Source organism: Streptomyces nojiriensis (genome assembly GCF_017639205.1).
Lineage (GTDB): Bacteria > Actinomycetota > Actinomycetes > Streptomycetales > Streptomycetaceae > Streptomyces > Streptomyces nojiriensis.
This window is the reverse complement of the sequence record NZ_CP071139.1, coordinates 2,173,766-2,187,317: the sequence shown is the minus strand read 5'-3', so window position 1 is coordinate 2,187,317 and position 13,552 is coordinate 2,173,766. Positions and strand designations below refer to the sequence as shown.

General features: G+C 72.5%; 12 protein-coding genes. 9 read left to right on the top strand and 3 right to left on the bottom strand.

Annotated elements, in window-relative coordinates; translation table 11 throughout:
• Positions 1-30: 30 nt before the first annotated feature.
• The 4 genes from JYK04_RS10205 to JYK04_RS10190 all read left to right on the top strand — a co-directional run bounded on the left by JYK04_RS10205 (position 31) and on the right by JYK04_RS10190 (position 5,425).
• Positions 31-495, top strand: a complete 465-nt coding sequence (locus tag JYK04_RS10205) for a PH domain-containing protein (protein WP_189748310.1) — start codon at positions 31-33, stop codon at positions 493-495.
• A 199-nt stretch (positions 496-694) separates the two neighbouring features.
• Positions 695-2,101, top strand: a complete 1,407-nt coding sequence (locus tag JYK04_RS10200) for a hemolysin family protein (protein ID WP_189748312.1) — start codon at positions 695-697, stop codon at positions 2,099-2,101.
• On the top strand, positions 2,098-3,141 hold the full coding sequence (locus tag JYK04_RS10195) for a hemolysin family protein (RefSeq protein WP_189748314.1): 1,044 nt from the start codon (positions 2,098-2,100) through the stop codon (positions 3,139-3,141). Before JYK04_RS10200 ends, JYK04_RS10195 begins: the two co-directional genes overlap by 4 nt.
• A gap of 469 nt (positions 3,142-3,610) precedes the next feature.
• Positions 3,611-5,425 carry a hypothetical protein gene (locus JYK04_RS10190; RefSeq protein WP_189748316.1) on the top strand — a complete coding sequence of 605 codons (1,815 nt, stop codon included), beginning with the start codon at positions 3,611-3,613 and terminating at the stop codon, positions 5,423-5,425.
• A gap of 67 nt (positions 5,426-5,492) precedes the next feature.
• On the opposite strand, the gene JYK04_RS10185 is transcribed toward JYK04_RS10190, so the two are convergent.
• Positions 5,493-7,412, bottom strand: a complete 1,920-nt coding sequence (locus JYK04_RS10185) for an AAA family ATPase (RefSeq protein WP_189748318.1) — start codon at positions 7,410-7,412, stop codon at positions 5,493-5,495.
• Between the two features lie 379 nt (positions 7,413-7,791).
• The gene (locus tag JYK04_RS10180; RefSeq protein WP_189748320.1) at positions 7,792-8,424 is read right to left on the bottom strand and encodes a uridine kinase family protein; all 633 of its coding nucleotides are present in this window, start codon (positions 8,422-8,424) and stop codon (positions 7,792-7,794) included.
• Positions 8,425-8,550: 126 nt separating this feature from the next.
• Here JYK04_RS10180 and JYK04_RS10175 point away from each other — a divergent pair, with 126 nt between their 5' ends.
• The 5 genes from JYK04_RS10175 (at position 8,551) to JYK04_RS10155 (ending at position 12,963) form a co-directional block, all read left to right on the top strand.
• Complete coding sequence (locus JYK04_RS10175; RefSeq protein WP_189748322.1) at positions 8,551-9,933, top strand: peptidase C39 family protein; 1,383 nt, start codon at positions 8,551-8,553, stop codon at positions 9,931-9,933.
• Between the two features lie 98 nt (positions 9,934-10,031).
• Positions 10,032-10,463: an SPW repeat protein gene (locus JYK04_RS10170; RefSeq protein ID WP_189748324.1), complete on the top strand. Its 432-nt coding sequence runs from the start codon at positions 10,032-10,034 to the stop codon at positions 10,461-10,463.
• Between the two features lie 205 nt (positions 10,464-10,668).
• Entirely contained in the window at positions 10,669-10,821 is a 153-nt protein-coding gene (locus JYK04_RS10165; RefSeq protein ID WP_189748327.1) for an SCO1431 family membrane protein, read from the top strand.
• Between the two features lie 132 nt (positions 10,822-10,953).
• Complete coding sequence (locus JYK04_RS10160) at positions 10,954-11,643, top strand: TetR/AcrR family transcriptional regulator (RefSeq protein ID WP_229876960.1); 690 nt, start codon at positions 10,954-10,956, stop codon at positions 11,641-11,643.
• 147 nt (positions 11,644-11,790) lie between these two features.
• Entirely contained in the window at positions 11,791-12,963 is a 1,173-nt protein-coding gene (locus JYK04_RS10155) for an acyl-CoA dehydrogenase (RefSeq protein WP_189748331.1), read from the top strand.
• A 6-nt stretch (positions 12,964-12,969) separates the two neighbouring features.
• Here JYK04_RS10155 and JYK04_RS10150 read toward each other — a convergent pair whose 3' ends face one another.
• Positions 12,970-13,164, bottom strand: a complete 195-nt coding sequence (locus JYK04_RS10150) for a hypothetical protein (protein WP_229876961.1) — start codon at positions 13,162-13,164, stop codon at positions 12,970-12,972.
• Positions 13,165-13,552 lie beyond the last annotated feature (388 nt).

Below are 13,552 nucleotides of genomic sequence, written 5' to 3'. Positions count from 1 at the left end.
CCGCACGCCACCTCCAGAAGGCACCGCACCATGGCCGAGTCCGCCGCCCAGCCCGCCACACCCGCCCTGCCGGTCACTTTCCGGCCGACCCGCACCCGGGTCGTACTCCTGGGCGTCGGCCTCGCCATGTTCGCCACCATCACGGCGATCGCCCTGCTGCTGGAGAACCTCAGCCCGGGCGAGCGGATCAGCTTCGTCTTCACCGCCGTCCTGCTGAGCTCCGTACTCGTCCTGCTCAGCCGCCCCAAGGTGGTCGCGGACGAGACCGGCGTCACGGTCGTCAACCTGACCAACACCCGCCGCCTGGAGTGGGCCCAGATCCTGCGCGTCAACCTCCGCCCGGGCGACCCGTGGGTGTTCCTCGACCTCAGCGACGGCACCAGCCTGCCCGCCCTCGGCATCCAGCCGGGCATCGCCAAGCAGCAGGCGATCGGCGACGCCCGCGCCCTGCGCGCCCTGGCCGAAACCCACGGAACGGGCACCGGCGACCACTGAGTCGGCCGATCCCACGGCTGCGTACCGTTGCGGCCGGGATCTCAATGACTACCCTGGTGGCGGGGCGCAGCTGTGCGCCCTCCCATCGGCCCCGGGACCTCGTGGCCCGTGGGCACCTGCGACTTGAGGAGTGACTCCCTCCAGCAATGGACGGATCGTCCGGTAGTACCCGCGCCGCCCTCCCCTCGGAGGCGGCGGCATGACCACCCCGCTACTTCTGCTCGCGGCGGCCTTCGCCCTCATCCTCGCCAACGGTTTCTTCGTGGCCGCCGAGTTCGGCCTCGTCACCGTGGAGCGACCCGAGGCCGAACGCGCCGCAGCCGACGGTGACCGCCGTGCCCGCACGGTGGTCAAGGCCCTACGGGAGCTGTCCTTCCAGCTCTCCGGCACCCAGCTCGGCATCACCATCACCTCCCTCGTGGTCGGCATGCTCGCCGAGCCCGCCCTCGCCGCACTGCTGGCCGGGCCGCTCGCGGCGACCGGCCTGCCGAAGGGAGCCGTCTCCGGCGTCGCCGTCGTCATCGGCATGCTGCTCGCCTCCGCCGTCCAGATGGTCGTCGGCGAGCTCGTCCCGAAGAACTGGGCGGTCTCCCGGCCGCTCCAGGTGGCCCGCTTCGTCGCCGGCCCCCAGCACGCCTTCTCCCGCGCCTTCCGCCCGGTCATCGCCGGGCTCAACGCCGTGGCCAACCGCCTCGTGCGGGCGCTCGGCGTGGAACCGACCGAGGAGATGGCCTCCGCCCGGACCCCCGGCGAGCTGCTCTCCCTGGTCCGCCATTCGGCCCAGGCCGGCGCCCTCGAACAGGACACCGCCGACCTCTTCGTCCGGACCCTGTCGCTGGGCGAGCTCACGGCCCAGCACGTCATGACCCCCCGGGTGAAGGTCAGCGCCCTGATGCACACGGCCACCGCGGCCGACGTGCTCAACCTGACCCGCGCCACGGGCCTGTCCCGCTTCCCGGTCTACCGCGACCGCATCGACGAGATCACCGGCGTCGTCCACCTCAAGGACGCCCTCGCCGTGCGCGAGTCCGAACGCGACCGCACGAGCGTGAGCCGGATCTGCGTCGCCCCGCTGCTGGTGCCCGGCTCCCTGCCGGTGCAGCCGCTGCTGGAACGGCTGCGCAGCGAGCAGCCGATGGCCGTGGTCGTCGACGAGTACGGCGGCACCGCCGGCGTGGTCACGCTGGAGGACATCGTGGAAGAGCTCGTCGGCGAGGTCCGCGACGAGCACGACCTCGCCGAGGACGAGACCCCCGAACTCGCCGCCGTGGCGGCCGAGGACGGCCGCCCCTCCTGGGAGGCCGACGGCAGCTGCCGGGTGCAGACCCTGCGCCGCATAGGCCTGGAAGTGCCCGAAGGCCCGTACGAGACCGTCGCCGGCCTCGTCGCCGACCTGCTCGGCCGGATCCCCGCCCCCGGGGACCGCGCGGAACTCCCCGGCTGGAAGCTGTCCGTCCGCCGGGTCGGCCGCAACCGTGCCGAGCGGGTCCGGCTGGTCCGGCTGGCGGCGGTGCCCGCGGCCGGCGCGTACCGGCCCGCGTCCGCGGCGGACGGCGCGGCCGTGCCCGAACCGCAGCGGGCCGAGCTGGAAGGCGCCGCCCGATGAACGCGCTCCAGCTCCTGTTCGCCCTGCTGCTGGTCCTGGCCAACGGCTTCTTCGTCGGCGCCGAGTTCGCGCTCGTCTCCGTACGGCGCAGCCAGATCGAGCCCCTCGCGGCCGGCTCCAAGCGGGCCCGCCAGGTGCTCCACGGCCTGGAGAACCTGCCCCGCATGATGGCCGCGGCGCAGTTCGGCATCACCATCTGCTCGCTCACCCTCGGCGCGGTCGCCGAGCCCACCGTGGCCCGGCTGCTGGAACCCGTCTTCCACGCCGTCCGCGTACCGCAGGGCCTGATCCACCCCCTCGGCTACGCGTTCGCGCTCAGCGCCGTGGTCTTCCTGCACCTGGTGATCGGCGAGATGGTGCCGAAGAACCTGGCGATGGCCGCCCCGGAGAAGACCGCACTGTGGTTCAGCCCCGGCCTGGTCGCCTTCGCCCGCCTGTGCGGGCCGGTCACCACCGCGCTCGGTGCCTGCGCCGCGCTCGTCCTGAAGCTCTTCAAGGTGGAGCCCAAGGACGAGGTCGAGGCCGTCTACACCTCCGCCCAGCTGGGCCGGCTCCTCAAGGACTCCCGGCAGGCCGGGCTCCTGGAGCCGGTCGAGCAGGAGCGGCTGGAGGACGCACTGGAACTGGGCAGCCGCCCCGTCACCGACGTCCTCCTCGGTCCGGACCGGCTGGTCACGGTCGGCCCGGCGGTGACCCCGCGGCAGATCGAGCAGCTGACCGTGCGCACCGGCTACTCCCGCTTCCCCGTCCGTGCCGACAGCGGCGCCTTCATGGGCTACCTGCACGTCAAGGACGTACTGGACCTGGAGGACCGGGAACGGGCCGTCCCGCAGCGGGTCTGGCGCCGGATGACCACGCTGTGCGCCACCGTCCCGCTGGACGACGCCCTCGGCGTCATGCGCCGGGACGCCACGCACCTCGCGCAGGTGGCGGACCAGAGCGGCCGGGTCCTCGGCCTGGTCGCCCTGGAGGACGTCCTCGAAATGCTGGTCGGCGAGGTCCGCGACCCGGCCCACCGCGTGGCGTTCGCCCGCCGCTAGGCCGTGTCCGCCCCCGGGCCCGTGAGGGTCCGGGGGCGGAGCCGGGTGTGAAGTCGGTCACTCGGAGCCGGTTCGTGCGCGTCCCGGTGAACCTCGATCGGGTCCCGGCCGTCTTGATGGCCGGATCGTCGGTTCGGGGACTTGAGTTGGACTTCGCGGGTCGCGACACGGAACACTACGGCCCTGGGGATCTTCTGGTTTCCCGGTCCGGCTCCGGCTGTGGTACCCCCGGGTTGCCGAGGGGCCCGGTCACCGTACGTCGGCCGCCTCGCGATCGATCGAGCTCCTGTCCGGCCAGTAGGCCGGTGGGGGCATGATGCCGGTTTGCTAGCGTGTCCGGCGTGGAGTCCCGTCGGCGTGCCGGGGACGCGTGTCGGCCGGGTGTCCCGGCCGCCGCCCGCTGACCTCGCTCGCCCCGTCGAGCCGGCCCGACCTGCGGCAGAGTGCCGCTTCACGGAAGCGATGTGACATGACGGATTTGGCACCGAACATCATCGGCGCCCCCTCCAGCAGGCCGGACGGCGCCGAAGGCGTCCCGTCCGACGGGAAGTCGACGGCCCGGTCGGGCGGCCGCTTCGACCGCTGGACGCAGAAGCGCTGGTTCCTCCCGCTGGGGGAGGTCGTGGTCAGTGTCGTCGTCGCTCTCGGGTTCATGCTGCTCTGCACGCACATCAGCGTCAACCCCGTCACCCGGATCGGTCAGGTCAGCGGCCTCGCCAAGGTCCAGCAGTACGCGGCGCTGATCGGCATACCCGTCCTCGCGGTGCTGCTGTTCCTCGCCTACCGGGGCACGCTGCGCTACTACCAGGTCGCGCAGCGGCTGGTGTGCGCGGCCCTCGCGGGCCTGGCCACCGGCATCGTCGCGGGTGGCATCGCGGTCGCCCTGCACGGCACGCCGTGGGGCCTGGGCGGCCAGGAGGGCGACCCCGGCAACCTCATGGGCATGGCCAACGACATGATGCGCCACAAGGGCCTGCCGGGGGTGTACCCGCCCCTGTTCCCCGCCCTCCTCGCGCTCTGGGCCAAGGCCTTCCACAACGGCATCGCCGACGTGGGCCACGCCCTGAAGGACCTGCAGCTGATCCTCAGCGCACTGGTCGGACCGATGGCCTACGTCGCGTGGCGGCTGATGCTGCGTCCGTTCTGGGCGATGGCCATCGCCGTACCGGCCTCGATCGTCTTCCTCGACCCGATCCGCCCCTACAGCCACGGCTCCATGCTCGTCCTGCTGCCGCTGCTGGCCGCCGCCTTCCGCGAGATCCGCCGGGCCGACCAGCTCACCACGCGCTCAGCGGTGCTGCGCGGCCTCGGCTTCGGCATCGTGTTCGGCGTCATGTTCCTCTGGTACTCCGGCTGGTACCTGTGGGCCGCGCCGGGCGGGTTCGTCCTCGGCCTGCTGCTGTTCCCGTGGCGCCGCGGCCGGGTCGCCGTCACGCGTGCGCTGACCTTCCTCGGCGCCATGCTGGTCACCGCCGCCGTGATCGGCGCGCCGCTGCTGTACCAGCTGGCCCGCCTGGGCGCCTCGACGGTGGACCGCTACGCCTACATCAACACCTACCTGGACCCGGCCTACGTGATGGGCTGGGCGTCCGACCGCGCCGGCGAGCAGACCTACCACAACTTCCCGGTGTCCGGCGAGCTGGCCGGCCAGACCGGCTTCGGCATCCTCCTGCTCCTGGGCGTGGGCATCGGTGTGGGCCTCGGCCTGCGCAACATCGTGGTGCGCACCGCCGGCTTCGTCCTCGTCGGCGCCTGGCTGCTGCGCTTCTGGTTCGCCTCCCACATGGCGCACAACCAGGCCGTCCAGCTGTACCCGCGCACCACCTGGATCATCTTCTACTGCCTGATCATCCTGGCCGTCCTCGGCCTGATGCTCACCTACGAGCGGGGCTTCGGCTGGATCCGCGGCACGCTCCAGGAGGTCGCCCCGGCCCGGGCCGCCCGGATCTCCCCGCGCCTGCTGTCCCAGCTGGCCGCCGGCCTGATCTGCGTGACCGCCCTGTTCGCCACCATGGGCGGCTCCTGGTCGGCCAACCGCTTCATGCCGTCCACCAACCCGGGCATCGAGGACCTCGGCCTGGACGCGCTCCGCGCCCACCTGCAGCAGCTGCCGAACGGGAAGTGCCCCAAGTACTCGCCGTACAAGGGCAGGCAGGACTGCGCTCCGGTCAACATGAAGCTGTCCGAGTACGTCTTCGTGCCGCCGGCGCGGCCCAGCCTCTGGTGCGCCAACACGACCCCCCAGAACCTCGAGTTCGTCTGCGGCCGCCAGCCGAAGAACTGACCGCTCAGGTCCGCACGCCTCCGGGGCCCGTCACGACGGGCCCCGGAGGCGTATCCGCCTCACACCCTCACAGGGCCGGGGGCTCCGGCCGCTCCTGGGGGCCGCGGCCCGACAGGACCTCCCCGTACGCCTGCATGAGGTCCGGCAGCCGGAGCGTCGCCAGGTCGTCCCGCGACGGCTCACCCGCGAAGCCCGCCAGCCGCAGGTCCCGGTACGCGCAGCTCTTCTCGTACAGGGTCCGCAGGAAGCGGCCGTTGCCCAGCTCGTCGATCCAGCCCTGCTCCACCACGTGCGCGCTGATGCTGCGCAGCTCCTCCAGCGCCTCCTCGTCCCAGTGGTCCCCGTTCGCGTCCGCCAGCACCCCGCCGATCGCGGTCAGTTCCGGCGGCCGGTAGCTGGGGAAGTCCACCCGGGTGGTGAAGCGCGAGGACAGCCCCGGATTGGCGGCCAGCAGCCGGTCCATCCCGGCCGGGTAGCCCGCCAGGATCACCACCAGGTGGTCCCGGTTGTCCTCGGCCCGCTTCAGCAGTACCTGCAGGGCCTCGTCGCCGTACGCGTCGCCCTTGCTGTAGCCCGAGTTGGACAGCGAATAGGCCTCGTCCACGAACAGCACCCCGCCGATCGCCGAATCGATCAGCTCGTTCGCCTTCACCGCCGTCTGCCCCAGGAACTCGCCCACCAGATCGGCCCGCTGGGCCTCCACCAGGTGGTCGCCGCCGAGCAGCCCCAGCGCGTAGAACACCCGGCCCAGGATCCGGGCCACGGTCGTCTTGCCCGTACCGGAGGGACCGGAGAACACGAAGTGCCGCTTCGGCGGCTGCACCGGCAGGCCCTGACCCGCCCGCAGCCGTGCCATGTGCAGCTGCGCCGAGAGCGCCTTCACCTGCCGCTTGACCGGCTCCAGGCCCACCATCCGCTCCAGCTCCGCCAGCGCCTCGGCGAGCGCCGCCGGGTCCGCGGGTCCGGCCGGCAGGCCCTCGGGCATCCCCTGCGGCGGGACCGGCGCCTTGCGCCGTGCCCCCTCCACACGTCCCACCGGGGGAGGGGGCGGAGCCAGCGGATCGGCTTCCACCTGGCCGTCCGCCGCGATGTCCTGGACGGGCCCGCCGCCGAGCGCGACCGCCGCGAGGTCCCCGCCAGCCGGGGACGGGCCGTGGCCGCTGTAGCCCCCGTACGCGGCGTACCCCGCCAGGCCCGCCAGATCGGCCACGCCGTCGGTGTCGTCGCTGTCCTCGATGGCCGTCAGCCGGGCCGCGGTGTCCATGAACGAGGGATCCACCCGGTGCACCGCCCGGTACAGCGGCAGCGCCGCCGCACTGCGCCCGGTGCCCTCCCGCGCCCGCGCCAGCCAGTACCGCAGCTCCTTGCGCTGGGGCTGTTCGCTGCGACACCGCATCAGCGCCGCCGCCAGCATCGGCTCCGCCTGCCCGTACATCTCCAGCCGGACCCGCGCCATCCCGCCGAACAGGCCCGCCTCGATGCCCAGCAGCGGATCGTCGACCAGCGGCTCGGTGTGCCGGACCAGCTGCTCCCAGTCCTTGACCAGATAGGCCCGGCAGGCGTGCAGGAACCGGACCTGCGCGTCGGTGTCCACCGGCGGCAGCGCGGCCAGCGCCTGGTCCAGCTCGGGCACGTGGCGGCCGTCCAGCCAGTGCGAGGCATGGGCGAGGAGCAGGTCGCGCCGGCTCTCCAGCACCGGCTGCACCCACCAGCCCAGCCAGTACCAGGAGTTCAGCGTCCGACGGTGCCGGGCGCGCTGCTCGCCGAACCGGTCCCGGTGGGCGTACATGCGAAGTAACGCGTTGCCGGTGTCGACCCGGAGCGCGTGCAGGCCCAGCCATGCGTCCGCCATGGAGGGGTCGAGTCGCACGGCCGCCCGGAACTCCTCCTCGGCCTGCGGATAGGCGCCCATGGTGCAGGCGTCGACCCCGCGCAACCAGGCCAGTTCGGCCGGGGCGTGCATGTTGCCCGGCGTGCCGAAATCCATCACGTCCCCCACAAGCCTGCCCCCGTGGTGCGCGGCAACCTCCGTGACGAGCACATGAGTTGCCCACTGCGCCGATGAAATCAGGGCTGCATCGTACCTGCGGTCACGCACCTTACGTAGGGCGCGACAAGGCCGGTTCCGGCGTGCGCCCCCGGGGCTGCCGGTGACTCAGGGTGAAGAATCGGGGTGGACCGGCCTCGCGTGGCACCGCCCGGGAGGGGGTTCGCGGGCAGAACGAAGCCCCCGGTCACGGGGGAACAACCGGGGGCTTCGTGTCCGCGGCGGCCTGTAGAGGCCGTGCATTGAGAACGTAAGGCCGCCGCGGGCCCCGGGTCAAGCGGGTCGGCGAGGGCCCGGAGCGGCGGATTTCCGGGGGCGTTCAGGCCCGGGGGAGTCCGTTACTCCCGGTGACGGAAGCGGAGGTTCCTACGGTCGCACGGGCCCCGGAAGACCACTCGTATCCCGTACCGCTCTGGCGTACCAGGGTGTCGGCGAAGGGGCGCGAAGGGTCGTTGGAGAAGTGCGCGCGCTCCGCGCGCTCCCATCCGTCCCAGAAGTCGGAAAGATCATGCCCATCCCGGTTTCGCCCCCGTTGCCAGGACTGCTCGCGCGGCGTCTCCATCCACAGCAGCCGTGCCAGCCGCGGACGCAGCGCCGCCCGCCCCGCGCCGACCCCCTCGACCAGGACCACCGGCGCCGGCTCCAGCACCCGCTCCGGCCCGAACCGGCGCTCCACCCAGTCGTACGGGGCCCAGTGCGCGGGCCGTCCGGCGGCGAGCGGCTCCAGCACCTGCGCGCGCAGCCGCTCCTCCCAGCCGAACAGCTCCTCGTGCGTCGCCACGTCGTCCAGGTGCAGCACGGGCGCCCCCAGCGCCTCGGCGAGCCGCCCCGCGAAGGTGCTCTTCCCGGATCCGGCGTGCCCGTCGATCCCGATCAGGCGCACCGGGCCGAGGGAGGGCGGCAGGGCGGCGAGCTCCCGGGCGAGTGACTCGAGTGACTGGTGTGGCTCCACCCGACCAGCGTAGACAGGCCCGACACGACCCGTGGCTTCGGGCCGCCGCCGCCGGGAACTGCAAGGGTGATGCCGGATGCCACCGGAGAGCCACCGACGTACCGACCCACCCTGGGGGAACACGCGATGACCGAACCCACGCCGCGCAGGGCCGTACTCGTCGCCGCGCTCGCGGTCGCCACCGCGGCCACCGCCGCGACCGTCTCCGGCGGCAGCGCCGCGGCGGCCCCTCCCACCCCTCCCGTGCCTCCCGCCCCGCGGACCCCGGGCCGCACCGTCGACAACCGCTTCTGGTACTCCTACGGCCACTGGCTCGCGGGCACCCACCAGGGCACCACCGCCGTCGGCGGCGCCCGCCCGGGCCTGGAGATCGCGACGGCCGTCGGCCGCACCGAGTACGCCGACCCGCACACCGGCCGCAAGAGCACCTGGGAGTACGCCACCTGGACCTCCCCCGTGCACCGCTCCACCGTGCCCGCCACCGAGGCCATCGCCTCCTGGAACGCCCGCACCCCGGCCGGGACCTGGATCCAGATCGAACTGCGCGGCACCTACACCGACGGCACCGCCACCCCCTGGTACGTGATGGGCCGCTGGGCCTCCGGCGACGGAGACATCCGCCGCACCTCGGTGGACGGCCAGAGCGACGGCAGGTCCACCGTCTGGACCGACACCCTGGCCCTCGACCCCCCGGCCGCCACCGCCGGACTGCGGATCACGGCCTGGCAGCTGCGCCTCACCCTCCACCGCAGGCCCGGCGCCGAGCACGGGCCCACCGTACGGCTCGCGGGCGCCATGGTCTCCGACGTCCCGGACCGCTTCACCATCCCGGCCTCGACCCCCTCCCGTACGGCCCACGAGCTGAAGGTCCCGCGCTACTCGCAGGAGGTCCACGCCGGCCGGTACCCCGAGTACGACAACGGCGGCGAGGCCTGGTGCAGCCCCACCTCCTCGCAGATGATCATCGAGTACTGGGGCGGCAAGCCCGCCCCCTCCGCCCTGACCTGGGTCGACCCGAAGTACTCCGACCCGCAGATCTGCCACGCCGCCCGCTCCACCTACGACGCCGCCTACAAGGGCTGCGGCAACTGGCCCTTCAACGCCGCGTACGCCGCCACCTACCGCGGGCTGGCCGGAGTCGTCACCCGCCTCACCTCCCTGACCGACCTAGAGGCCCTGGTCCGGTCCGGCATCCCCGCCATCACCTCCCAGTCCTTCCGCCCCGACGAGCTCACGGGCGCGGGCTACGGCACCGCCGGCCACCTGATGACCGTCATCGGCTTCACCGCCGCCGGGGACGTGATCGCGAACGACCCCAACTCGCGGGACAACCCCGCCGTGCGCCGCGTCTACAAGCGCGCGGAGTGGGAGACGATCTGGCTGCGCACCAAGCGCGTGGGGGCCTCCGGCAAGGTCGCCTCGGGCTCCGGCGGCATCTGCTACCTCTACGCGCCGGCCCGCCTGAGCCGGGCGCAGTTCCGGGCGCTGCGGGCGGTGGGGGTGCTGTGAGAAAGCCGCGAATTTTCCCGTTGACCAAGCGGTACGGATAAGCGGAACATAGTGGGGTAAATGGCAGATAAAGGCTTCTCAGTAGGAGGCGGCCGGCCATGACCACCCATCCCAGCATCGAGCAACACCCCGATCTCGCCGAGATGCGCACTCGGTTCGAGCGGGTGACCACCACTCCCCGGGCGCAGGCCGTCGAAGCGCTGGCCCTGATCACGGGCCTGTACCTGGCCGCCTCACCGTGGATCGCAGGGTTCAGCGGCCTCACCCCGCTGGCCATCAACAACCTGATCGCCGGCCTGGCCTTCTGCCTGTGCATGAGCGGTCTGGGTTCCGCCTACGAGCGCACCCACGCCATGGCGTGGACGGCGGTCGCCCTCGGCGCGTGGACGATCATCGCCCCGTGGGCCATCGCCGGCGAGATGGACACGACGCGAACGGTGGTCAGCAACGTGATCGCCGGAGGTGTCGCCCTGTGCCTCGGCCTCGCGATGGCCGGCATGGCGAGCCGCGACCGCGGGTCCCGCGCCTGACGGGGGCGCCTGAGGAAGCGCCCGGTGAATGAGCGCGCCGGGTCCCGACCGAAGAGGTCGGGGCCCGGCCGTCCGCCGCCCGGGCTCGGGTCGGCCCCTGTCTCTGCCCCTTTATGTCGGATTTCGATATGTCGGATTTCGCGTGATGCATCCCACCCCTGGCGTCCCTACCGCGAAAGCCGCGAACGCTGGCACATTGGACGCCATGACTGCCGACAGCGCCGCCCCCATCGCCGCTCCCCGGGACCTCGTCCGGACCGGAGGACCCAAGGACGATTCCACCTGGCTGGAGCACGTGCTCGGCTGGACCCTCGTGGTCGTCGTCGCCATGTTCGTCACCCAGGTCGGCTGGCTCTGAGCCCCTCCCCGTCCGGGATCGCGAGGCCTCCGGCCGTAGCCCGTCCGACGCGCGGGCACGTGTGAAATGAGCCCGACACACAGGTCTGCCCTAAGGTGGGCGTCCTGTGGCAGTTCGAGGCTAGGGCTGAATTTGAATAATAGTCAACAGCGCGGAACCACCGGCCGATCGCAGGCGCGCAGGGCCGAACTCATAGCCACCGGGCGCAAGTTGTTCGCCGACACCTCGTACGACGCGCTCTCCATGGACGACATCGCCAAACAGGCGGGCGTCGCCAAGGGGCTGATCTACTACTACTTCGACAGCAAGCGCGGCTACTACCTCGCCATCGTCGAGGACTCCGTGGCCGAGCTCGTCGCCCGGGCCGGCGGTGACACCGACCTCCCCGGCGCCGAACGCGTCCGCCGCACCATCGACAGCTACCTGCACTACGCCGAGCACCACCACGCCGCCTACCGCACCATCGTCACCGGCGGCGTCGGCTCCGACGCCGAGGTCCTCGCCATCCGCGACGCCGTCCGCGAGGAGCTGGTCGCCACCATCGCCGAAGGCGCGTACGGACGCCGCACCCTCCCGCCGATCGCCCGCCTCGCCCTCGTCGGCTGGCTCTCCGGGGTCGAAGGAACCACCCTGGACTGGATCGGCGCGCCCGACGCCCCGGACCAGCCCGATCGCGCCGGGCTCGGGGCCCTGCTGGTGCGCCAGCTGCGCGCGACACTGGAGGTGATCGAGGAGTTCGTCCCGGAGTGTCCGGCACCTCCCGGCCCCGAGGAGCCGCTCGATCCGCTCGGTGATCTTGCCCCGGTGACGGGAAGCCCCTGATCGGGCATACTCAAGCCGCCGCAGCCGCTGAACAGCCCCTTCCGTGACCCGGGAGGGCAGCATCGGCTGTGAGATTACCGAGACCCGGCGGCGCGTCCCACACCTCACGCGTCGCCGCCGTGCCCGACCAGGGAGGAGAGCGCCGCCATGACTGACCGCGCCCCGCAGCCGGTGGACCGACAGCTGCCCACCGAGGAGTCCCGGGACCTCCTCGCCCTCGTACGCGAGATCGCACAGCGGGAGATCCGCCCCAAGGCAGCCGAGGAGGAGGACTCCGGCCGCTTCCCGCGGGAGGTCTTCACCCTGCTTTCCGAGGCCGGCCTGCTCGGCCTCCCGTACCCCGGGGAATTCGGCGGCGGCGAGCAGCCGTACGAGGTCTACCTCCAGGTCCTGGAGGAGCTGGCCGCGGCCCGCCTGACCGTCGGCCTCGGCGTCAGCGTGCACTCCCTGGCCTGCCACGGCCTCGGCGGCTACGGCACCAAGGAGCAGCAGAGCGCCCACCTGCCCGCGATGCTCGGCGGCGGCCTGCTGGGCGCCTACTGCCTCTCCGAGCCAGCCGCCGGCTCCGATGCCGCCTCGCTCACCACCAAGGCGGTGCGCGACGGCGACGACTGGATCATCACCGGCACCAAGGCCTGGATCACCCACGGCGGGGTCGCCGACTTCTACACCGTCCTCGCGCGCACCGGCGTCGACGGCCCCAAGGGCATCACGGCCTTCCTGGTCCCCGGGGACGCGGAGGGCCTGACCGCGGCCGTGCCCGAGAAGAAGATGGGCATGAAGGGCTCGCCCACCGCCCAGCTGCACTTCGACGGCGTACGGGTCCCGGACGCCCGCCGCATCGGCGAGGAGGGGCAGGGCTTCAGCATCGCCCTGGCCGCGCTGGACGCCGGGCGCCTGGGCATCGCCGCCTGCGCCATCGGCGTCGCCCAGGCCGCGCTGGACGAGGCCCTGACGTACGCGCTGGACCGCAAGCAGTTCGGGCACCCGATCGCGGACTTCCAGGGGCTGCGCTTCATGCTGGCCGACATGGCCACCAAGATCGAGGCGGGCCGGGCGCTCTACCTCGCGGCGGCGCGGCTGCGGGACGCGGGCAAGCCGTTCTCCCGCCAGGCGGCCATGGCCAAGCTGTTCTGCACGGACGCGGCGATGGCCGTCACCACGGACGCGGTGCAGGTCCTCGGCGGCTACGGCTACACGGCGGACTTCCCCGTCGAGCGGCTGATGCGCGAGGCGAAGGTGCTCCAGATCGTGGAGGGCACCAACCAGATCCAGCGCATGGTCATCGCCCGCCACCTGGCGGGCCCGGAGACGCGCTGACCTCGGTCAGTACAGCCCACTGCTGGTGGTGGGCCAAACCGGGGAGGACGTGAGCCGCGACCACTCCGGGTCACGCAGGCCGGGCAGCGTCCGGCCGGCATCGGCCCACCGCGCCAGCAGGTCCCGGTAGATCGGCGGATCGGGCACCTGCGGCGCCTGCTCACGCGGACGCTGAACCGATTCTTCGAAACCCGGCGCCACCAGTCGACGCCTTCGGCCCGTTGAAGACTGAAGCATGGTCATACCCCGCCAACGCGGAACCGAAGGGCCGGGTAATCGCCCCCGGGGTGCGCCTATCCGTTCGAGGTGTCGCCGGGGACGGCGGGGCTGGGCGGGCCTGGCCGGGCTGGGCCGGTGTCGGTTGGCAGGGGTGGCTTCGGCGGGCGGGAGCCGCCCGATCGGTATCAGGGTTGCGTGTGGGGGTTTCCCGTCAGTCCGATCGTCTCCGGGTCGGGCCGGTCCCTCAAGGGCGCTCCTCCTTCGTCGTCGCGTCGCTTCGCGATGGCCTTCGGCCACCCTTGACCGACCGTCCCGCCCCGGAGGAACGAAGACTGCCGGGAAACCCCCAAAGGAACGGGCCGGGCGTTCC

What these genes read in the sequence shown, in the direction of transcription:
- JYK04_RS10205 (WP_189748310.1), top strand. Translation starts at nt 31, where the DNA reads ATGGCCGAGTCCGCCGCCCAGCCCGCCACACCCGCCCTGCCGGTCACT.
- JYK04_RS10200 (WP_189748312.1), top strand. Translation starts at nt 695, where the DNA reads ATGACCACCCCGCTACTTCTGCTCGCGGCGGCCTTCGCCCTCATCCTC.
- JYK04_RS10195 (WP_189748314.1), top strand. Translation starts at nt 2,098, where the DNA reads ATGAACGCGCTCCAGCTCCTGTTCGCCCTGCTGCTGGTCCTGGCCAAC.
- JYK04_RS10190 (WP_189748316.1), top strand. Translation starts at nt 3,611, where the DNA reads ATGACGGATTTGGCACCGAACATCATCGGCGCCCCCTCCAGCAGGCCG.
- JYK04_RS10185 (WP_189748318.1), bottom strand. Translation starts at nt 7,412, where the DNA reads ATGGATTTCGGCACGCCGGGCAACATGCACGCCCCGGCCGAACTGGCC.
- JYK04_RS10175 (WP_189748322.1), top strand. Translation starts at nt 8,551, where the DNA reads ATGACCGAACCCACGCCGCGCAGGGCCGTACTCGTCGCCGCGCTCGCG.
- JYK04_RS10170 (WP_189748324.1), top strand. Translation starts at nt 10,032, where the DNA reads ATGACCACCCATCCCAGCATCGAGCAACACCCCGATCTCGCCGAGATG.
- JYK04_RS10165 (WP_189748327.1), top strand. Translation starts at nt 10,669, where the DNA reads ATGACTGCCGACAGCGCCGCCCCCATCGCCGCTCCCCGGGACCTCGTC.
- JYK04_RS10155 (WP_189748331.1), top strand. Translation starts at nt 11,791, where the DNA reads ATGACTGACCGCGCCCCGCAGCCGGTGGACCGACAGCTGCCCACCGAG.